17 protein-coding genes are annotated in these 20,831 nt (G+C 59.2%); 11 read left to right on the top strand and 6 right to left on the bottom strand.

All coding sequences use genetic code 11. From position 1 onward, the window contains the following. From A37O_RS0108175 to ffh, 7 genes are all read left to right on the top strand, one after another. Positions 1 to 183 carry a hypothetical protein gene (locus A37O_RS0108175; protein WP_018297017.1) on the top strand — a complete coding sequence of 61 codons (183 nt, stop codon included), beginning with the start codon at positions 1 to 3 and terminating at the stop codon, positions 181 to 183. A gap of 11 nt (positions 184 to 194) precedes the next feature. Continuing rightward, a complete protein-coding gene (locus A37O_RS0108170) occupies positions 195 to 479 on the top strand; it encodes an acylphosphatase (RefSeq protein WP_018297016.1) in 285 nt (94 codons plus the stop codon). Between the two features lie 16 nt (positions 480 to 495). After that, positions 496 to 4,002 (top strand): chromosome segregation protein SMC, encoded by a 3,507-nt coding sequence (smc, locus tag A37O_RS0108165; protein ID WP_018297015.1) that lies wholly within the window; start codon positions 496 to 498, stop codon positions 4,000 to 4,002. A 60-nt stretch (positions 4,003 to 4,062) separates the two neighbouring features. Next, on the top strand, positions 4,063 to 6,015 hold the full coding sequence (gene ftsY, locus A37O_RS0108160; protein ID WP_018297014.1) for a signal recognition particle-docking protein FtsY: 1,953 nt from the start codon (positions 4,063 to 4,065) through the stop codon (positions 6,013 to 6,015). Positions 6,016 to 6,257: 242 nt separating this feature from the next. Further along, positions 6,258 to 7,655 (top strand): ammonium transporter, encoded by a 1,398-nt coding sequence (locus tag A37O_RS0108155; protein ID WP_018297013.1) that lies wholly within the window; start codon positions 6,258 to 6,260, stop codon positions 7,653 to 7,655. Positions 7,656 to 7,661: 6 nt separating this feature from the next. Then, positions 7,662 to 8,000: a P-II family nitrogen regulator gene (locus A37O_RS0108150; RefSeq protein WP_026196248.1), complete on the top strand. Its 339-nt coding sequence runs from the start codon at positions 7,662 to 7,664 to the stop codon at positions 7,998 to 8,000. Between the two features lie 159 nt (positions 8,001 to 8,159). After that, the gene (gene ffh, locus A37O_RS0108145; RefSeq protein ID WP_018297011.1) at positions 8,160 to 9,785 is read left to right on the top strand and encodes a signal recognition particle protein; all 1,626 of its coding nucleotides are present in this window, start codon (positions 8,160 to 8,162) and stop codon (positions 9,783 to 9,785) included. Between the two features lie 89 nt (positions 9,786 to 9,874). Here ffh and A37O_RS0108140 read toward each other — a convergent pair whose 3' ends face one another. Then, complete coding sequence (locus A37O_RS0108140; RefSeq protein ID WP_018297010.1) at positions 9,875 to 12,136, bottom strand: acyltransferase family protein; 2,262 nt, start codon at positions 12,134 to 12,136, stop codon at positions 9,875 to 9,877. Between the two features lie 11 nt (positions 12,137 to 12,147). Next, positions 12,148 to 14,256: an acyltransferase family protein gene (locus A37O_RS0108135; protein ID WP_018297009.1), complete on the bottom strand. Its 2,109-nt coding sequence runs from the start codon at positions 14,254 to 14,256 to the stop codon at positions 12,148 to 12,150. Positions 14,257 to 14,547: 291 nt separating this feature from the next. On the opposite strand from A37O_RS0108135, the gene rpsP reads away from it, so the two are divergent. Then, on the top strand, positions 14,548 to 15,057 hold the full coding sequence (gene rpsP / locus A37O_RS0108130; RefSeq protein ID WP_018297008.1) for a 30S ribosomal protein S16: 510 nt from the start codon (positions 14,548 to 14,550) through the stop codon (positions 15,055 to 15,057). A 64-nt stretch (positions 15,058 to 15,121) separates the two neighbouring features. Here rpsP and A37O_RS0108125 read toward each other — a convergent pair whose 3' ends face one another. Next, positions 15,122 to 15,532, bottom strand: a complete 411-nt coding sequence (locus tag A37O_RS0108125) for a cupin domain-containing protein (protein WP_018297007.1) — start codon at positions 15,530 to 15,532, stop codon at positions 15,122 to 15,124. Positions 15,533 to 15,601: 69 nt separating this feature from the next. Here A37O_RS0108125 and rimM point away from each other — a divergent pair, with 69 nt between their 5' ends. The 3 genes from rimM (at position 15,602) to A37O_RS0108110 (ending at position 18,227) form a co-directional block, all read left to right on the top strand. Next, the gene (gene rimM, locus A37O_RS0108120; RefSeq protein ID WP_018297006.1) at positions 15,602 to 16,102 is read left to right on the top strand and encodes a ribosome maturation factor RimM; all 501 of its coding nucleotides are present in this window, start codon (positions 15,602 to 15,604) and stop codon (positions 16,100 to 16,102) included. A 97-nt stretch (positions 16,103 to 16,199) separates the two neighbouring features. Next, on the top strand, positions 16,200 to 17,417 hold the full coding sequence (locus A37O_RS0108115; protein ID WP_018297005.1) for an acetyl-CoA C-acetyltransferase: 1,218 nt from the start codon (positions 16,200 to 16,202) through the stop codon (positions 17,415 to 17,417). A gap of 39 nt (positions 17,418 to 17,456) precedes the next feature. Then, positions 17,457 to 18,227 (top strand): enoyl-CoA hydratase, encoded by a 771-nt coding sequence (locus A37O_RS0108110; RefSeq protein ID WP_018297004.1) that lies wholly within the window; start codon positions 17,457 to 17,459, stop codon positions 18,225 to 18,227. 7 nt (positions 18,228 to 18,234) lie between these two features. On the opposite strand, the gene A37O_RS15075 is transcribed toward A37O_RS0108110, so the two are convergent. The 3 genes from A37O_RS15075 to A37O_RS0108095 all read right to left on the bottom strand — a co-directional run. Next, the gene (locus A37O_RS15075) at positions 18,235 to 18,663 is read right to left on the bottom strand and encodes a MarR family winged helix-turn-helix transcriptional regulator (protein WP_018297003.1); all 429 of its coding nucleotides are present in this window, start codon (positions 18,661 to 18,663) and stop codon (positions 18,235 to 18,237) included. A gap of 9 nt (positions 18,664 to 18,672) precedes the next feature. Next, entirely contained in the window at positions 18,673 to 19,548 is an 876-nt protein-coding gene (locus tag A37O_RS0108100; RefSeq protein ID WP_018297002.1) for a CoA transferase, read from the bottom strand. A 21-nt stretch (positions 19,549 to 19,569) separates the two neighbouring features. Further along, the coding region (locus A37O_RS0108095) for an AMP-binding protein (RefSeq protein ID WP_018297001.1) at positions 19,570 to 20,831 on the bottom strand (1,262 nt) is incomplete at its 5' end.

The raw sequence follows: 20,831 nt of genomic DNA, 5'->3' as shown, positions 1-20,831 counted from the left end.
ATGGGCACTCTCACAACCATCATTCTTCTCGCACTCGGCATTGCCGGGGTCATTGCGGTTCTCTACGTCCTCGACGTGGGTATCGAAAAAGTTGTCCGCATTTTCGTACCCGCCCGCGAGGACATGGCGCCGTACAAAACCCCTTCGTATACACAGCAGCCAAACCCGTTTAGTTACTACTAAAATAAGGTCCTATGACAAGTACCCGGTTGACTGCTTTTGTCCACGGTCGCGTCCAAGGCGTGGGCTTTCGCTGGTGGACCCGCTCGCAGGCCCTCGCTCTGGGCTTGAGCGGACACGCGTCCAACTTGAGCGATGGCCGCGTGGAAGTGGTTGCTGAGGGGGACGAGGGGCTCGTCGCAAAGCTTCTTGAGCTTTTGGAAGAACAACCGTCAACATCCGGCCGACCCGGACGCGTGGATACCGTTGTCACGCTGTACTCGGACCCGCGTGGAGAAGCCGGGTTTGAAACTCGCTAGATGTTAGGATGCAGCGGTGCACCTGAAATCGTTGACGCTCAAAGGCTTTAAGTCCTTCGCGTCCGCGACGACGATGAAATTTGAGCCCGGCATTTGTGCCGTGGTCGGCCCGAATGGTTCGGGAAAATCAAACGTGGTGGATGCGCTTGCCTGGGTGATGGGCGAGCAAGGCGCCAAGGCCCTGCGCGGCGGCAAGATGCAGGATGTTATCTTCGCCGGCGCAGGGGATAAGAAGCCGCTCGGTCGCGCGGAAGTGACGCTGACCTTCGATAATTCCGACGGTCACCTGCCGATCGACTTTACGGAAGTGGCCATTACGCGTCGCATGTTCCGCGACGGAGCCAGCGAGTACGAAATCAACGGGTCGAAGGCCCGCCTGATGGATATTCAGGAGCTGCTCTCCGATTCCGGTATTGGCCGCGAAATGCACGTCATTGTCGGGCAGGGCAAACTCTCCGAGATTCTGGATTCGCGCCCCGAGGAACGCCGCGCCTATATTGAGGAAGCCGCGGGTGTGCTCAAGCATCGCAGGCGCAAGGAGAAGGCGCAGCGCAAGCTCACCGGGATGCAGGCGAATCTCAATCGCCTCGAGGACCTCACGGAGGAGCTGGGCAAGCAGCTCAAGCCGTTGGCGCGTCAGGCGGAGGCGGCAAAGCGCGCCGCGACGGTGCAGTCCACGCTGCGCGACGCCCGGCTGAAACTCGCCGGCAACCAGGTGGTCACCCTGAGAGAGAAGCTTAACGACGCCACCCGTAACGCCGAGCTGCTCGCCGAACAAGTAGAGGCCGTCACCGAGACGCTCGAGGAAGCCACGGCCGAGCAGATGGAAATCGAGTCTGCCCAGGCCATTGTTACCCCGCAGGCGGAGCAGGCCCAGCAGCAGTGGTTCACGCTGTCGACCTTGGCGGAGCGCACTAACGCGACGGTGCGTATTGCGCAGGAACGCGCCTCGCACGGTGGCTCGGAGATCGCCTATGCGGGCCAGGATCCGGACGAGTTACTTGCGCGCGCCGAGATTGCCGACGAGCAATACGCCGAGGCGTTGATGGTGGCGGAAGAAGCGGCGGAACGGCTGGAGTCGATTCGCGAGGAAGTCTCTCAGCGCCAGGTGGCCGCCGATGCCGCGGATGCGGAGCACTTGGCGCAGGTCCGTGCGATTGCCGATCGGCGTGAAGGCGTTGTCCGACTGCTGGCGCAGGAGGATTCCCAAGCCAAGGCGGTCCAGGCGGCGGAAGACGAGATCGCGCGGCTGAGCGAAACGTTGGAGGAAACTCGCGCGCGCACCAACAGTGCCGATAAAGAAGCACAAGAGGTATCGCAGCGCCTAGAGGAGCTCTATTCGGTGCGCGATCCGCTGGATGAGGCCTACGTGCGTGCGGCCGCAGAGTCCTCGGCTGCCGAGAAGCGCCTCGATCAGCTCCGTGATGCCCAGCGTGAGCGCGAACGGGCCGTGTATTCGCTGGAATCGCGGATCTCCACGCTGGAGGAGTCCGCTCCGACGGTTCCCGCGGCCGAGATTTTGGGTGATCAGTTTTCTCCGATGGGCCGGTTGATCCGCGCTGATCAAGGCATGGAGCAGGCTCTCGCCGCGGCGCTGGGCGAGCACGCTGAAGCGCTGACCGGCGAGCTGACATCGGAATTGGTAGAGCGCCTGGCTGATGCCTCGCGCACCGTGGTCGTCGAAGCCGCAGGCCAGGGACGCGATTGGCGCTTGGAAGGCACCATCCCCGCAGGCACGTCCTGGTTGCTCGATCACGTACACCTCGATCCTGCCATCGCTGGACCGGTGGCGCGCCTGCTTGTCGACGTCGTTCTCGCCGACGATCTCGCCGCTGCCCGCGCCGCGGTCACCGAGGATCCGCGGCTGCGTGCTGTGACACGTGAGGGAATCATCGTCGGCGAGGGCTGGGTCTCGGTCGGGCGCGGGCAGACCACGACCGTCGAGGTCACCGCCCAGATTGATGCGGCTCGCATTGAGCTTGCCCAGGCGAGCCAGCAGCTCGAGGAGCTTTCCGGCACGCTTGAGGGCGCAAAGCTCGCCGCCGAGGACGCTCGCGTGTCCGCGGCAGCAGCGAAGGCAGCGCTCAACGAGCACGACACCAATGCCGAGGCGTGGGCGCGCGACTACCAGCGCCTGCGCAAACAATACGAGGCCAACAAGACCGAACATGAGCGCGCCGCGGAACGCGCCACGGATGCCGAGGCGAGGTTGAATCGGCGTCGCGACGAGCTCGCAGAAACCCGCGATCGTCTCTCGCGTATCGACGACACCGAGGACCACACCGACCCGTCTACCGCAGAGCGCGACGAGGCATCGGCTGCTTTGGCGCAGGTCAAGTCCATGGAAATGGAGGCGACGCTGCAGTCGCGCACTGCGACCCACAACGCGGAGCAGGTCGCCGGCAAGGGCGATGCGCTGCGTCGCCAGGCCGAGAATGAGCGCCACGCTAAGGCCCGCCATGAGGCGGCAGTGGCTCGTCGTAAAGCGAAAATCGAGCTCACACACACCGTGGCCAAGCACGCACGAGACCTTGTCGCGCGTATCGACGACGCCCTGGCCCGCGCCACCGCATCGCGCGACGAGTTGGCCGGGAAAGCGAAGTCTTTGCAGGTCAAGGCCTCACAGGCGAAGGATCGCGTCAGCGCTGCGCGACAGCAATTGAATCGCCTGACCGATAACGCGCATGCCTCCGATATCGCGCGCTCGCAGGCACAGGTGCGTATCGACGAGGCCGAGGCGAAGATTTCGGAACAACTCGGCATCGCGATCAGCGACCTTCTGGAGGACTACACGCCGGGAGAGGATTTCGACCAGGATGCGGAGTCGAAACGACTGAAGCAGGCCGAGAAGGATCTGGCCTCGCTGGGCAAGGTCAACCCCTTGGCGCTGGAAGAATTCAAGGCGCTGGAGGAGCGCTATAGCTTCCTATCGACGCAGCTCGACGACGTGGTGCAGGCGCGCAAGGACTTGACCGGGGTGATTACCGAGGTCGACGCGCAGATCCTCCAACTATTTACCGACGCTTGGCAGGATGTGGAGGCGGAGTTCCCGAAGGTCTTCAATACGCTCTTTCCCGGCGGCGAGGCGCGCTTGCTGCTGACGGATCCCGACGACATGTTAACCACCGGTATCGAGATTGAGGCGCGACCACCGGGCAAGAAGGTCAAGCGCTTGTCCTTGCTCTCAGGCGGAGAGAAGTCGCTGACGGCCCTGGCCTTGCTGGTGGCCATCTTCCGTGCGCGCCCCTCGCCGTTCTATGTCATGGACGAGGTTGAGGCGGCTCTTGACGATGTGAACCTGCGCCGTTTGATCGCCCTGTTCGAGGAATTGCGCAAGGACTCGCAGCTGATTGTGATCACGCACCAGAAGCCAACGATGGATGTGGCGAACGTGCTCTACGGTGTCACGATGCGCGGCGACGGTGTGACCCGAGTTATTTCGCAACGCATGAGTCCTGCGGGAAGCGCGCCGGCGTCGGAGACTGAGTCTTCGAGCGAATCTGGAGATAATCTAGACAATTAACCGGGTGAAATTGCCACGTTCAGGGTGATAAGTGGTGAGTTTCCTGACACTATGGATTCCATGGATGCACTCATGCTTTGGATCATTATTGCCATTGTCGTTATCTTGCTCATCATCGTGGGCATCATCATCGTGGGCAATAACCGGAAGAAGTCCAAGACCGTTTCTTTTGAGAAGAAGGAAGAAGATCAGCCAAAGGAGCTGACGCAGCAGGAGAAGTCGGGAAATTACCAGGCCAAGGGTGGTTTCAACTTTGCTCCAGCGACGGCCCCTGAAAAAGAGCCCGTACTGCGCGAACCCGCTGTAGAGCCACAGCAGCGTGAGGCCACTGTCGAGCCTGTGAAACCTGTGGAACCGAAGGCTCCGCAGTCTCCGCAGTCTCCGCAGGAGGTCAAGCCGTTGGATAAGGAGCCGAAGGTGGCTCCACTGGCTGATCAGCCTCGCCCGGCGGCCGCGGAAAAGGCAGCTGCGGTAGAGCCTAAATCGGAGCCTGAAGAGGCACCAACCGAACCCGCGGAAGAACTCAGTGATGATCTCAGCGGCGAGGTAAAGAAGCCACAGGCTAACGAGGAATCTCAGCGAATCTCTGGTGCATCCCAGGCTGTTGCGGCTGGTGCCTCCGGTGCTGTGATTGCTGGGGCAGCGTCGGCTGCTCAGTCTGATGAACGTGACAAGGACCAAGAAGCTGAGCAGGTCGAGCCCGAGGTAGAGGCAGTTGCCGAGCCTGTCGCTGAGCCTGAATCCCAGGAAGATCAGGAAGATCAGCAAGAGAAGGTGAGCGAAGAAAGCGCGCAGCCTGTTGAACCAGCCGAGCCTGTCACGCAAGACGAAGAAGCACCTGTTTTCGAAGAAGTAGCAGAGCAGCAAACTGCAGAATCCGAAGCTGGCGCTGAATCCGGTACCGATTCCCAGCTAGACGAATCAATTGATCGCATCCCTGAGATCGAGCAGGAGACTCTTTCTACAGAGGAAGAAGCCCGCGAGGCGGCAGACGTTGCACAGGTTACGGCAGCCGGTGCGGACCAGGCACTCGAAGAGACCCCAGTTCCTGAGGGGGAGCCAGCACCTGCATCCGAGCCACTCGACGAAATTGAGCCAGCCTCCGGGCGCATCGGTCGTTTGCGCGGTCGCCTGTCGCGCTCTCAGAATGCGATTGGCCAAGGACTGCTCGGCATTCTCACCGCAGGTGATCTGGATGAGGACGCCTGGGAGGAAATCGAAGACACCCTGATCATGGCCGATCTGGGCGCCGACCTCACCATGAAGGTCACCGACTCCCTGCGCGCCAAGATCGCTGAGCGTGGTGTGTCCTCGGAGGACGAGGCTCGTGCAATGTTGCGTGAGACCTTGATTGAGGCGGGTCAACCGGATTTGGATCGCTCCATCAAGGCAATGCCGGTTGATGGTAAGCCAGCCGTCATTTTGATTGTTGGCGTTAACGGTACGGGCAAAACAACCACGACCGGCAAGCTTGGTCGCGTGCTTGTTTCCATGGGCCATAAGGTGTTGTTCGGCGCGGCAGATACGTTCCGTGCAGCTGCTGCTGATCAGCTGGAAACCTGGGGCAAGCGTGTTGGCGCTACGACGGTCCGCGGAGCCGAAGGCGCGGATCCGGCCTCCGTGGCCTATGACGCAGTAGCAAAGGGTGTCGAGGAGCAGGCAGATGTCGTGCTGATTGATACCGCAGGCCGCCTGCATACCGCGACGGGTCTGATGGATCAGTTGGGCAAGGTGAAGCGCGTCGTGGAAAAGAAGTCCCACGTTGACGAGGTGCTCCTCGTTCTTGACGCGACGGTCGGGCAAAATGGCCTGACCCAGGCGCGAGTCTTCCGCGACGTCGTCAATATCACCGGCGTCGTGCTGACCAAGCTGGATGGCACTGCGAAGGGTGGCATCGTGTTCCAGGTCCAAGAGGAACTCGGTGTGCCGGTCAAGCTTGTCGGCCTCGGCGAGGGTGCCGACGATCTGGCGCCTTTCGAGGTTGAAGGATTTGTAGACGCATTGCTTGGTTAAAGCAACGTTGTCGGGTACGAGGGTGTCCCAGCCACATGGCTGGGGCACCCTCTTTCTCTATTCCGTAATTGCGAGCTAGCCGCTGGGGCGATGCAGTCTATTGTGCGATTTTTCACAGTTTCCTTTGAAGACTACTCAGTTATCTATCTATCGCCCTATAGTTAAGCGCAGTCGAGATTCAATCGACCGACAGTTAGAAATGCTTTCGATGCAGTACCTACGACTACGCAAGGAGAAGCGTCATGACCACCGACGCAATCGTGGCCGCATCAGGAAACTCGGCCTGGATGCTGATCTCGGCATCACTGGTCTTGCTGATGACACCGGGCCTCGCCCTGTTCTACGGCGGAATGTCCTCCCGCCGCAACGTTCTCAATATGATGATGATGTCTTTCGGCGTCTTGGGAATCGTGTCCGTCATCTACGTGCTGTGGGGCTGGTCAATGTCCTATGGCACGCAATCAATCTGGGGCATTTTCGCGAATCCCTTCGAATTTTTTGGACTCAAAGACTCCATCGTGGATGCCAACGGCAACTACATTGAGGGCGCGGCCGGCTACCCGAACATCATCGATGTTGGCTTCCAGCTCACTTTCGCCTGCATTTCCACGGCCATCATCTCCGGTGCACTCGCTGGCCGCGTGAAGTTCTCGGCCTGGATGCTCTTCGCCGGAGCCTGGGCCACCTTTGCGTACTTCCCACTGGCACACATGGTGTGGGGCGGGGGACTGCTGTCGCACTCCGAAAATGGATTCTCCGCCTGGATGTTTGGCACCGAAAACGGTGAAGCACTTATCGCGCCGATCGATTTTGCTGGTGGCACGGTCGTGCACATCTCGGCCGGTACCGCAGCCCTGGTCCTCGCGCTCGTCGTCGGCAAGCGGATGGGCTTCCCGCAAAACATTGGCAAACCACACAACCTTCCATTAGTCATGCTGGGCGCGGCACTCCTATGGTTCGGATGGTTTGGCTTCAACGGCGGTTCTGCATTCGCAGCAGACGGACTCGCCGGCCTGGCGTGGGTGAATACCACCGCAGCTACAGCCGCGGCGATGCTCGGCTGGTTCCTCGTGGAAAAGATCCGCGACGGACATGCAACAACCCTGGGCGCGGCCTCGGGTATCGTCGCCGGTCTGGTCACCATCACCCCCGCGGCCGGAGACCTCACCCCAGTAACCTCGTTGATTCTTGGCGCCATCGGCGGTGTACTCGCATGCCTCGGCGTGGGCCTGAAGTTCCGCTTTGGTTACGACGACTCCCTCGACGTTGTCGGTATTCACCTGGTAGCTGGTCTGTGGGGCACGATCGGCGTTGCCTTCGTCGCAACCGACCGTGGCATCTTTACCGGAGGTGGCACCGAAGGCTGGATGCTACTGATCGTGCAGATTGTCATCGCGGTAGTAGCCATGGCCTTTACCGCGGTAATTACCCTGATCATTGCTCTGGCGATCAAGGCGACAATCGGCTGGCGCATCGACAAAGAAGCGGAATACAATGGAATTGACTTTGCGGAACACCGCGAGACAGCCTATGACATCTCCGGCACCGAGCTGCGACCTACGGGGCTAACAGCCCAGACCCAAGCGCATACCAGCCTGGGCAATGAAATTCCCGTCCCGTTTAATGCAAGCAAGGAGTAGATGAAGATGAAATTGATTACGGCAGTGGTTAAACCCTTCACCTTGTCTGATGTCCGCGATGCTCTCGCTGCAGCTGACATCAAAGGAATGACTGTCACCGAAGTACAAGGTTTCGGTCAGCAGCAAGGCCATACAGAGGTCTACCGCGGGGCAGAATTCACCACAGAATTCGTCCCCAAGGTGAAAATCGAGGTGGTCATCTCGGACGACAAACTTCAAGCAGCGGTCAACGCCATTACTTCCGCAGCGCACACAGGAAAAACCGGTGATGGCAAGATCTGGGTCACAAATGTCGAACACGTCATTCGCGTCCGCACTGGCGAGCAAGACAACGAAGCCCTATAGGAAGCTCCCGCACAAATAAGCCCGATAGCCTCTCCCTTTTCCGCAGTACGCGGGATGGGGAGAGGTTTTCGTCGTTAAGCAGAGCAGAATGTGACCTGCGGATAGGTCACGCGCTAGGCTAGGAGCATTCATTACTAGCAAAAAAGGGAGTGTGGAAACGTGTTCGAGTCACTGTCCGACCGCCTACAATCAACCCTCAGCGGGCTGCGCGGCAAGGGCAAGCTCACCGAGGCAGACATTGATGCCACCGCCCGGGAAATCCGACTCGCATTGCTCGAGGCTGACGTTTCCCTACCCGTCGTCCGTGCATTCATCAAGCGCGTGAAAGAACGCGCCAACGGCGCAGACGTCTCCGAGGCATTAAACCCTGCACAGCAGGTCATCAAGATCGTCAACGAGGAACTGACAAATATCCTCGGTGGCGAGACCCGCCGGTTGAACTATGCCAAGAACCCGCCGACGGTGATCATGCTGGCTGGTCTGCAGGGTGCTGGTAAGACCACACTCGCCGGCAAGCTTGCTAAGCACCTGTCCAAGGAAGGCCACACCCCGATGCTGGTGGCCTGTGACCTCCAGCGCCCAGGTGCGGTTCAGCAGCTCCAGATCGTCGGCGAGCGCGCAGGTGTGAAAACTTTCGCGCCGGACCCGGGCACGTCCGTGGATTCTCACGACCACGAGATGGGCACCTCCCACGGCGACCCCGTCGAGGTAGCAAAGGCCGGTATCGAGGAAGCCAAACGCACCCAGCACGACGTGGTCATCATCGATACCGCGGGCCGCTTGGGCATCGACGAGACCCTGATGACGCAGGCGCGTAACATCCGTGACGCCGTCAACCCAGATGAAGTCCTCTTCGTCATCGATGCGATGATTGGCCAGGATGCGGTCAACACCGCGCAGGCCTTCGCCGAGGGCGTCGACTTCACCGGCGTCGTTTTGACCAAGCTCGACGGCGACGCCCGCGGTGGTGCGGCGCTGTCCATTCGTGAGGTCACCGGCAAGCCAATCATGTTCGCCTCCAACGGCGAGAAGCTCGAAGACTTCGACGTTTTCCACCCTGACCGCATGGCCAGCCGCATCCTCGGCATGGGCGATGTGCTCTCCATGATTGAAAAAGCTGAGTCCGTCATGGACCAGCAAAAGGCTGAGGACGCCGCCAAGAAGATTGGCTCCGGCGAACTCACCCTCGAGGACTTCCTCGATCAGCTGCTCATGGTCCGCCGCATGGGTCCGATCGGCAATCTGCTCAAGATGATGCCGGGCGGCAAGGAAATGAACGAGATGGCCGACATGGTCGACGAGAAATCGATCGACCGTATCCAGGCCATCATTCGCGGTATGACTCCAGGTGAGCGCCAGGATCCAAAGATTTTGAACGCTTCACGACGAAAGCGTATCGCCGCAGGTTCCGGTGTCACTGTTTCCGAGGTGAACCAACTTGTCGAGCGCTTCTTCGAGGCGAAGAAGATGATGGGCAAGATGGCCGGCCAGTTCGGTATGGGTGGCATGCCTGGTATGGGTGGGCGCAGTGCTACCAAGAAGAAGCCGAAGGGCCGCAAGGGCAAGAACGGTAAGCGTAAACCGGTAAAGAACAAACGTCCGGGCGCTGGCATGCAGGGAATGCCTGGCATGCCGAATATGGCCGAAATGCAGAAGATGCAGGACCAAATGGGTGGCCAGGCAGGCCTTCCAAGCGGTGGCCAGGTGCCGAAGGGCATGGAGGGAATCGACCTAGATAACCTCGACTTCAACGAAGCAATGAAGCGCATGGGCAAGAACAAATAAGCTCAGCGCAGTAATCAAAAAGCCTGGTGCTTGAGAATCCGAACAATTCGGAGGCTTAAGCACCAGGCTCTTTTGCTGCCTAAAACGCGTTATTGCTGGGGCAGTGGTGCAGGTTCGGCAGGAACTGGCTCAGCAGGCACTTCTTCTGGTGCAGGGGCTGGCTCAGGGGCTGGTTCGCCGTGCACGGGTGCAGGTGCTGGCTCTGGGCCAGGTGCTGGCGCCTCCTGGGTGGGGAAATAATGTTCCACGTATGGGCGCAGCATCGGCAGGGTAGAGACCGCGTAGGCATTGGTGATGTGGTGGATGTCGCGGTAGACCACAACATTTCCGATCACCGCCGGGCAGTACGTGTCATCGCAGAAGAAATTCGCGGTGTCCACGGCCGTCATGTTTGGCAGGCTTGCCAAAATCTCGGCAGAAGGATCGACCGGTGCGTAGGTCTCGTGGCGCAACGTGCCACATTCAATCGCGTCCTCATATTGAACCCAGCACTCCGACATGTCTCGTGGCTGGCCTTCGCGGTCAACACCCCAAGGGTTGTCTCGTAGCCCGAGGAATGGGATATCGTGCTCGGCGAGCTCGGTCCAGAAGTTGATGTAGCCCTGCGGAACGGAGTCCGGTCCGCGACCATAGTTACGAGGCTCCGGGCGCGTGGTCGTAGAGACGACAAGTTCTGGGTCCTCGTCGATAATGCGATCGACGACAATCTCGCTGTACTCGGCGCAGATCTCGTTGACCTCGCTATTGTCATTGAGCACGATCGGGCAGGAGGCACGAAGATCCACGAGGATCCTAAATCCCATCTCTTTGCCCAACAGATCGAATGCCGAGACCCACTGTTCGACGTGGGAGCCACCGACCATATACACAGTCTTATCCGCGTTGACATCGCCGTAGATACACGGGGTTTCCCCGTCCTTCTTCACGTTCATAAGAACATCAAGTGGCAAATCTTCGGGATAGAAGCAGTGGTCACCAATGGGCCATGCGTAATCGCCACTCGCAATTTGCTGCGTCGGGACGGCTTCAATATTAGGCGGAACGTTGGCTCCGGTCAGTGCCGACGATCCCGGATACAGCGCCGGATCGAGGAACTCCATGCCCATTTCCATGGTTTGGGATTCCCACCGTGGTTGCACCGTGATGAGAGCGATCATGATCGCCGCAATAACCAGTCCGCCCACCGCGCGGGCACGACCGACCATGGTTTGCAGAGATTCCCGTCCACGTGCCACAGCATTGACGTCGCGCGTGGGGCGCTTCGCATGTTGCTGCAGCGGCTCTTCGACATAAACGTAGGTCAATTGGGCCAAAGCCAAAGAGACAACCACGATAATGATGCCCAGCCACCAGGCGGGGCTCGGCTGCTCCAAAGCCGCGGTGGCGATGATGAGCAGTGGCCAATGCCAGAGGTACAAGGAATATGCAGTCTTACCTAGCCATTGAGCAGGTGCCGACGACAGCAACTTCGAAGCCCCGCCACCACCGGCAAGAATCACCAGCGCTGCGCCACCGATTGGCAGCAAGGATGCGGGTCCAGGGAACATCAGCGAGTTAGGGATAACAAAACCCGTGCTGAACACCATGAGCAAGCCAAGCCAGGTGGCCGCGCTGCGCAACCGCTCAGGGATGCGGATGCGGTGACCATAGATGGCCAGAATTCCGCCAAGACCCAGCTCCCATACGCGAGAGAAGAACGAGTAGTAGTTCTCCGGCGTACCGATAAACCCGAAACGACTTGCCCACGCGAAAGACGCAATCGTTGCCACGATCACCATCGGACCGATGGTGCGTTCCAGGACCCGCGTGTCCGCGCGGCCACTGCGCACCAACCACGCCACCAACAAACCAAGCGCAATTGCAACGAGGTAAAACTGGCCCTGGACACTCATGGACCACAAGTGCTGCAGTGGGGAAGTATCCGGGCTTGCGGCTGCATAATCAGCGCTCTGCTTCGGCAGCTCGATATTAATGGTGTACGTCAGCGCCGCGGTGAGCTGCCTGATCGTTTCCTGCCCGATCAACTGGGGGGTAAAGATGCCCATGAGCAGCCACGTTGTGCCCAAAGTGACGGCAAGAGCGGGAACTAATCGACGAATCGTGCGCCAAATCGGCCACCACGGGTTCAGGCTTGGATTGGGGCGCAAACCATAACGCAGCTGAGATCCCAAGAAGAAATAGCCTGAGAGCATCAAGAAAACATCCACGCCACCGGAAACGCGACCCACGAAAATGTGGAAGACAACAACCAATGCGATAGCAATGCCACGCAAACCGTCAAGGTCGGTACGGTGGGTCGTTTTAGCCGGGCCCTTGGTCGGGGCAGTGCTAGCGGTTTTTACAGTGGGCACGGATTCTACATTTAACTTTCACTGATGGAGGTGCGGTCAAAGATAGTTTGCATAGTATCCCACAACAGCGGCTTCGCTGATTCCGCGAAAGCGTTTGAGATGTGGTTTTGGTCTCTGTAGACGTAGATGTTGCCGATGACCGGCGGACACGATTCTTCATTGCAGAACCAGTCAGCCGTGTCGACGCTCCACGAAAGCGGCAGTGGATCCAGGAATTCAGCGGCAGGGTCTTCAGGGGCATAGACCATTTCGCGTGCCGACGAGCACGCCTCGAAATCACCGTTCGTCTCTACCATGCACTTCGACGGGTTATAGGGTGCTGCTTCAGCGTTGAGCGCCCAGGGGTTATCGCGCAGACCCATGAAAGGAATGCCGTGTGCATCAAGCTCGCGCCAGAAACCGGCGTAGCCAACTGGGACGCCGTCTTGCGCATAGGGACGAGAATCATCGGGACGGGTCGTGGTGGAGAAAACGAGATCGGGGTCCATCTCCACGAGGCGCTCAAACGCGTTTTCGCTCCACTCACGGCATTCCGGGTCGAACTCGTCGGTGTCGTCGTGAAGCACCATCGGGCAGATTTGACGCATCAGTGGAATGACCTTGAAACCCTGTTCTTTTCCGAGCTCATCGAGCGGAAGGACATAGGGTTCGGTGTGTGATCCGCCGACCATGACCACGGTGGTGGAGGCAGATTTATCGCCGTAGACACAGTCGTCGTCGACAAACTCGTCGACGGGGTCTTGGTAGCCGATCATGCACCCTTCCAAACCGGTGGGAGGATAGATGCCGGAGATCAACGTGGGGTCGGGGCGGGCCTCGGCCTCAGGCACTTCCGCACCGTACTGGGCGAGGACACCCGGGTAGGGGCCGGCGTTCAAGTCCACAGATGCATACTGCGTCGCACTATTCCAGATCGGTTGTATCGAGCCGAGGAAAATCAGCACCGCGGTAACCAGGACTCCGCCGAAGGCACGGGACTTCCCGGCGACCGTCTTGAGTGAGTCACGGGCACTAGCGAGCGGGGTATCGCGTTGCGTCGGGCGTTTCGCGTGTTGGCGCAGAGGAGTTTCGATCCATTTGTGCGTGAGATGCGCAAGCAACAAGGAAGCCACAATGACCAAAATTCCCAACCACCATGGAGGCGTGTCGTAGCCGGCCACGACGGTGGTGATGATCAGCAGCGGCCAGTGCCACAAGTACAGGGAATAGGCGATGTCGCCAAGCCAGCGCGCAGGGCGAGAGGACAGTATGTGCGAGACCTTGTGGTCGCCTGCGCTGATAATGACCAGCACGGCCCCGGAGATGGGCAACAGCGCCAACGGACCGGGGTAGGCCAATGACGTTGGGATGACAAAACCGGTGATCGTAATCAGTACGACACCGAGGCCTGCAGTGAATGGCGCAATGCGTGGCGACACCGTAATTCTGTGCGCCACGATGGCTAACACCGCGCCCAGGGTGAGCTCCCACATGCGCGAGAACGTGGAGTAGTAATTCGCTGGCGTGCCCGTCCATCCGAAGCGCGATGCCCAGAGGAAGGAAGCAATGGTGACAATGACCAAAATGATGGTGACGTTGCGGCGCGTGACCTCTTGTGGCACGTGTCGACGATTGGCGATCAACCCCACAACGATGGCGAAGACAATCGCTGCCAGGTAGAACTGTCCCTGCACGCTCATCGACCAGAGGTGCTGCAGTGGAGACGTATCCACACTTGCCGCGGCGTAGGCGGCGTCCTGCGAGATGAGCTCCCAGTTGAGGAAGTACAGCACCGAGGCCGTGAATTGGGAGGCGAGTTCCGGGGTGAATAACTCCGGCGCGAGGGTGAGCACCGCGATCAACGTGGCAAGTAGGACCACGCTCAGTGCCGGGAGGAGGCGCCTGGCGGTACGCCAGATCGGCCACCACGGGTTCAAGATCGCGTCGCGACGAGTGGCGTAGCGCAGTTGCGAGCCTAGAAAGAAGAAACCGGACAGCAATAAGAAGACATCAACGCCGCCGGAGACTCGTCCGACGAAAACATGGAAAATGACCACGAGGGCAATGGCATAACCACGCAATCCATCGAGGTCAAAGCGGTAGGTGGACGAGCGCTGACTGTCCGCCGAAATTGAAGACACGTGCACTACTCACAATCGCGACAAAGTGGTTGACACGTAGACTTTAGCCCTTAATACGAAATCATTCATGGTTTGGTTTCTTAAGGGGCGAGCCGGTAAGGTTATTCAAGTTGTGTATCAGCCAAGCCTTGTGCTCAGGCAGGTGCAGGACCCAAAGTTCATAGCTGCGTCAGCGCCGTGCCCGAGTACGCTCGGCCGGTCGTGTCACACGCAGACTAATCCAAGGGCTGAACCGGCTCGTCGAAAAGCGACGAGTGACTGAACTGCCCAGTGACCGAAAAGGAAACAACTATGGCTGTAAAGATTAAGCTGCAGCGTTTGGGCAAGATCCGTAACGCACAGTACCGCGTTGTCGTCGCTGACGCACGCACCCGCCGCGATGGACGCGTCATCGAGAACATCGGCATTTACCACCCAAAGGAAGAGCCATCGCTCATCCAGATCGATTCCGAGCGCGCACAGTACTGGCTGGGCGTTGGCGCACAGCCAACCGAGCCTGTTGCAGCTCTGCTGAAGGTCACCGGTGACTGGCAGAAGCACAAGGGCCTCGACGGTGCAGAAGGCACCCTGAAGACCCGCGAAGAGAAGCCATCCAAGCTGGACCTGTTCAACCAGGCTCTCGAAGAGGCTAACAACGGCCCATCCGCTGAGGCAATCACCGAAAAGCGCAAGAAGGCTAAGGAAGAGGCTGAAGCAAAGGCTGCTGCTGAGGCAGAAGCTGCTGCAAAGGCTGAAGCCGAGGCTGCTGCTGCAGAGGCTTCCGAAGAAGAGGCTCCTGCAGAGGAGGAGTCCGCAGAGTAATTACTGCGTACTTTAACGCCCGTACATTGGATCATGTCCAATGTACGGGCGTTTTCTTTTGTTCCTATTGGTGTCGCTCGCCCGTCAACATTGTCAGAAGCAGGATGCTGCCTTCTGCTGGTGCGTCGGCAGGACAATAGACGGCGTGAGGAACGTAGGCGCGCAGATGGAAGACCTGACCCGGTTGCATCACCTTCCGCGTGCCACCGCACTCGAACTCGAGAGAGCCCGAGACACACTGCACGGTGATCGGGTGGGCTGCTTTATGGTCCGGAAGGTCCTGGCCCGGTGCGAAGTGAAACACGATGAGGTTGGCGCCGTCGCCCTGTAGGAGACGTTGTACCGCTGGTCGTGGCCGGGCGGGGTTGAGGGCTGGCGCGTCGTCGAGAAGCGAAAACACCGTCATGTCGGTGGCGGAGTCTCCTGAGGCGGCATCGCCGAACGATTCCGGAGTGTTCACGGGCAGGTTATCCATACAAGGAAACATTACGCGAAGGTGACTTTATTAAAGGGTGCATTTTCGCCCTGCGGTAGTGTAATCCGCATGGAATTGCAGATCGGACGCGTGATTAAGTCCCACGGTATTCGCGGTGAGGTCGTTGTGGATGCGACCACTGATGAACCCGAGATTCGCTTCGCGGTGGATGAAGTGTTGAAGGGGAAGCAGGCAGGCAAGGAGCGCACGCTCACTGTTGAAACGGTCAGGCCGCACAAGGGTCGCTTGTTGATTAAGTTTCGGGAGGTTCCGGATAGGAATGTCTCAGAGACGCTGCGCGGCACGATCTTCTTCGCGGATCCATTGAAGTCTGCGGACGATGAGGATGCGTTTTACGATCACGAACTGATTGGTTTGCGCGTGATTCGTGATGGCGCGGATATTGGTGAGGTGACCGGCGTGATGCATACGCCTGGTCGACAAATCCTCGAAGTGGATTTCGGTGGCCGAGAAGTCTTGGTCCCGTTTGTCTACGACATCGTTCCCGAGGTCGACCTTGAGGCGGGGGAGCTCACGGTCACACCGCCTGAGGGGCTGTTTGAGGAGTAGTTGCCTAGGGGTGAACAGCATTCACTACCTGAAGTGACGCAGGCCATATGGGTACGATTGTGGAAACAAACGTACACAAATGAAACCAGAGGTCCCAATGAGTTCCCCTCGCTCCAATTCCAGCATTGATAGCACTGCTGCACCCGAAGACATTGTCATCGTTGGTGCCGCACGCACCCCCTTTGGGAAGATGCTCGGCGCACTTTCCACCACGCCCGCGACCGAGTTGGCGGCCGTAGCCATCCGGCAGGCGCTGGGCTCAATTAGCGGGGACGACGTCGACGCTGTGATCTTGGGCCAAGTCCTGCAAGCCGGGGTAGGGCAAAACCCAGCGAAGCAAGCCGCATTAACGGCAGGAATTTCCCGCAATGCCCATACGACCACCGTGAATAAGGTCTGCCTGTCGGGATTGACTGCCATCATCGACGCAGCGCGGTTGATTCGCTCAGGTGAAGCGACCGTTGTTGTCGCCGGGGGAATGGAAAATATGTCGCTGGCACCGCACCTGCTCCCCGGTGCGCGCTCAGGATTCCGTTACGGGCCCGAGGCGATACAGGATCACATGGATTTCGACGGCCTGCGAGACGCCGACGCCGCAATTTCGATGGGCGCTTTGTCGGAGAAATACCGCGAGATTTACCCGGTCTCGCGAGAGGACCAAGACGCTTTCGCCGCCACATCACATCAACGAGCCACGCGAGCCCACGAAGCAGGGGAGTTTTCCGCCGAGCTCGCTCCAGTGACGGTCACTGGGCGCAAAGGGAAGCAGATAGTCGTGGATCGCGACGAAGGCGTGCGCCCCGAGACAACCACGGAGACGTTGGCCGGATTAAGGCCCGCATTCACTCCGGACGGAACCATCAGCGCAGGTAACTCAGCCCAAATTTCCGACGGCGCCGCCGCGACAGTGTTGACAACTCGCGGCTTTGCCGCGGCAAACAACCTGGAGATCTTGGCTTCGCTGCGTGCCGTGGGTCAGGTAGCAGGACCAGATGCATCACTCCAATCCCAGCCAGCGCACGCGATCGACCAAGCATTGCAGCGCCAAGGTTGGACTGCGGATGACCTCGATGTGGTTGAGATCAACGAAGCCTTCGCCAACGTGTCAGTATTTTCCGCGCGTGAGCTGGGCATTGACGTTGAGAAGATCAACGACGCGGGAGGGGCGTGTTCCCTTGGACACCCGATCGGCGCATCGGGGGCGCGACTTGTCGTCCACGCCGCTCACCTTCTGAACCGCCGTGGCGGGGGCAAGGCAGTCGTCAGCCTCTGCGGTGGAGGCGGGCAGGGCGAAGCACTCCTGCTCGAGGCATAACCCAAAATAACTCATCTTTATCGCACTCAAGGAGAACTCATGGCAAACAACATTGTGACCGACATCAAAGGCCGCGTCGGCTGGATTACGTTAAACCGCCCGAAGGCACTTAACGCGCTCAACGCAGAGACAATGCACGAAGTGGTCGCAGCAGCACAGAGCTTTGACGCAGACACAGACATCGGGTGCATCGTCATCACCGGATCTGAGAAGGCGTTTGCGGCCGGAGCCGATATTAAGGAAATGTCGGAGAAGTCCGCGATCGAAATGTACAACGCCGATTGGTTCGGCGAGTGGGACAAGCTCAAAGACATCCGGATCCCAGTGATCGCGGCGGTCTCCGGCTATGCCCTCGGCGGTGGCTGCGAGTTGGCCATGATGTGCGATTTCATTATCGCTGGAGACAATGCCAAGTTCGGCCAACCGGAGATCAACCTGGGAGTGCTTCCAGGCATGGGAGGTTCCCAGCGACTGACCCGTGCCATTGGCAAGGCCAAGGCGATGGAAATGTGTTTGACCGGGCGAAACATGGGGGCGGAGGAAGCTGAACAAGCAGGTCTTGTTGCTCGCGTCGTACCCGCAGCCGACCTCCTGAACGAAACGGAAAAGGTATCTGAGGCTATTGCGACTAAGTCGCGCGTAGCCTCTGCAATGGTCAAGGAAACTGTCAACGCCGCATTCGAAACCACCTTGGATCAGGGGCTCAAGTTTGAAAAGCGGGTGTTCTACACCGCTTTCGCTTCTGAGGATCAGACTGAAGGGATGGCGGCCTTCGTCGAGAAGCGCGACGCGAACTTCACCGGGCGCTAACGCCGCACTAACTCACACGCCGGTAGATCGAGATGATCTGCCGGCGTTCGGCATCGGTGAGCCCGATGGTGGAAAGGTATGACTCGAGCGCTTCGGAGGCTGAAGATACGAGGATCATCCCGCCGTCAGTCAAGGAAATCAGGCTGCCGCGACCGTCGCTGGGATCGGAGTTGCGCTGCACCAGTCCATCGGCTGCGAGCCTGGAAACGGTAGAAGTCACGCTAGTCGGATGCACATCCAACTGTTCGCTGATCTTATGCATTGGCAATTCGCCGGAGCGCGAAAACATCAACAGGGCGAGTACCTCGTAGCGGGCAAAAGTAATGCCGAGCGGCGCGAGCGCGCCGTCAAGGCCATTGCGGAGCTGGGACGCTACGCGCAGCAACGCGACAACCGCGCTCAGAGATTCGCGGCTGAGGAAGCGGTCGTTGGGCATGGGGACAGTTTAGTCCTTGACCGCCACCAGAGGAATTGACTGCTGGGTGGCCCAGCTTTCCCACTCGGAGGCGGTGCGCTGGGCAAACAACGTGGTGAAAGCAGTGCGTTGATCGTCCTGCGAGGCGGAGGGATCGATGCCTGCCTCCTCGCACACTACTGTCAGGAACTTCGGCTCCAGCGCCCCGAGTGCCAGCCACTGATCATCCGACGACTTGTAGAACCCATAGCCAGCCAGTCCGCCGGATAAGAGAGAACCTGGGCTAGAGAGCCCAAAATCACTTGGGGAGGAGAAGTACGCGGCCATTCCGGCGAGCGAGACTTCGTGGAAGGTGCCTTCGCCAGTGGCATCGGCGATCATCAAGGCTGCCAGAGCGGAGGTGGTGGCACGCTCTGAACCGGCGAGGTCAGCCACCGCTTGCTTTGGATAGTGGGGAGGGTGCAGCGCACCAGCCTCGGCTTGGTAGGTGAGGTCGTGGCCGGGAGTACTGGCCTGATCACCAATGTGGCCAACGACGGCGATATAGCCTAATTTCGGGTACCTCGCGTGGATTTCTTCGAAGCTTAAACCCAGTCGCTCGAGCGAATCCAACCGCGAAGAGGTGATCAATAGATCTGCGCGCTCTAATAGTGCATGCAGAGTGCTGAGGTCGGCACGCAGGTCAAGAGTGATGATGCTCTGGCCTGCATTGAGCCAGTCGTAGTACTCCTTGTTGTAGAGCTCCATTGGATCACCGGCAGGCGATTCTACCTTGATCACCTGTGCTCCCATGCGCAAGAGGTTGCGGGCAGCAGCAGGACCTGGCAGGTTCGGCGCGATGGTGACAACCGTTCGGCCCTGAAGCATGGTTGCATACTGTGGTGAGTGTTCTGATGCTTCGCTCACTGGCTCATTCTCCTTTGCGGTCTAGTCTTTGAGCGCTGGGAAATCGGAGTCGGCGTACTCCGCGCCGACCTTGGTTGCGCCCTCGTCGGCGGCGTGGATTTCCTGTTCGCGCTTACGCAGATCCACCCGGCGGATCTTTCCGGAGATCGTCTTGGGTAGTTCGAAGAACTCTAAGCGACGAATGCGCTTGTACGGCGCCAGCGCATTACGGCAGTGGCGCAGGATGGACTCAGCCACCTCAGCGGAAGGTTCGGTACCTGCAACGAGTGCGACATAGGCCTTCGGAACAGCGAGGCGAACTGGGTCAGGCGATGGGACTACCGCAACTTCGGCAACTTGTGGGTGCTCAATCACAGCGGACTCCAACTCGAAAGGAGAGAGACGGTAGTCAGAGGCCTTGAACACATCGTCGTTACGCCCGATGTAGGTGTAGTATCCGTCTTCGTCGACGGAGGCGATATCGCCGGTGTGGTAGTAGCCCTCGCGGAAGGTCTCTGCGTTCTTCTCCGGTTCGTTGTAGTACCCGGGTGTCAGGCCGACGGGGTCATTGTCCAGCTTGAGGCAGATTTCTCCTTCATTGGCGGGCAGCTCGGTGATGGGGTCGAGCAGCACGATGTTTTGTCCAGGCAGGGATCGGCCCACAGCGCCGGGTTTCACCTTTTGTCCCGGCGTGTTGGCAATCGCTAGGGTGAGCTCAGTCTGTCCGTAACCGTCGCGCACCGTCGTATGCCAGTGCTTCTCGACGAGCGAGATCATCTCGGGGTTGAGTGGTTCTCCGGCCGACAAGATCTTCGTTGGTGGGGTTTTTAAATGGTCTAAGTCGGCGCGGACAAGCATCCGCCAGACCGTAGGGGGAGCGCAGAAGCTGGTCACGCCTTCGCGGTCCATGGCATCCATGAGATCCGAGGCGACGAAACGCGAGTAGTTGTAAACGAAGATTGTTGCACCGGCGATCCATGGGGCGAAGAAATTCGACCACGCGTGTTTCGCCCAGCCGGGAGCCGCCACATTGAGGTGCACGTCATCGCTGTTGAGACCGATCCAGTAAAGCGTGGTGAGGTGACCGACTGGGTAAGAGGTATGAGTGTGGACCACGAGCTTTGCCCGCGAGGTGGTTCCCGAAGTGAAGTACATCAGCAATGGCTCGTCTGCCTTGGTTTCTACGGTCAAGTCCTTTTGAGTGGTGTATCCGCCAGCGGTTGACTCAGCGATGAACTGACCGCTGACGGAACAGGATTCCTTACGCCACCAGAGCCTCCTGACCGTCACCGACAACGACGCCG

Origin of the sequence: Corynebacterium lubricantis DSM 45231 (assembly GCF_000379425.1) — a bacterium.
GTDB lineage: Bacteria > Actinomycetota > Actinomycetes > Mycobacteriales > Mycobacteriaceae > Corynebacterium > Corynebacterium lubricantis.
The sequence above is the reverse complement of the archived record's forward strand: the minus strand, read 5'-3'. Positions and strand labels throughout refer to the sequence as shown.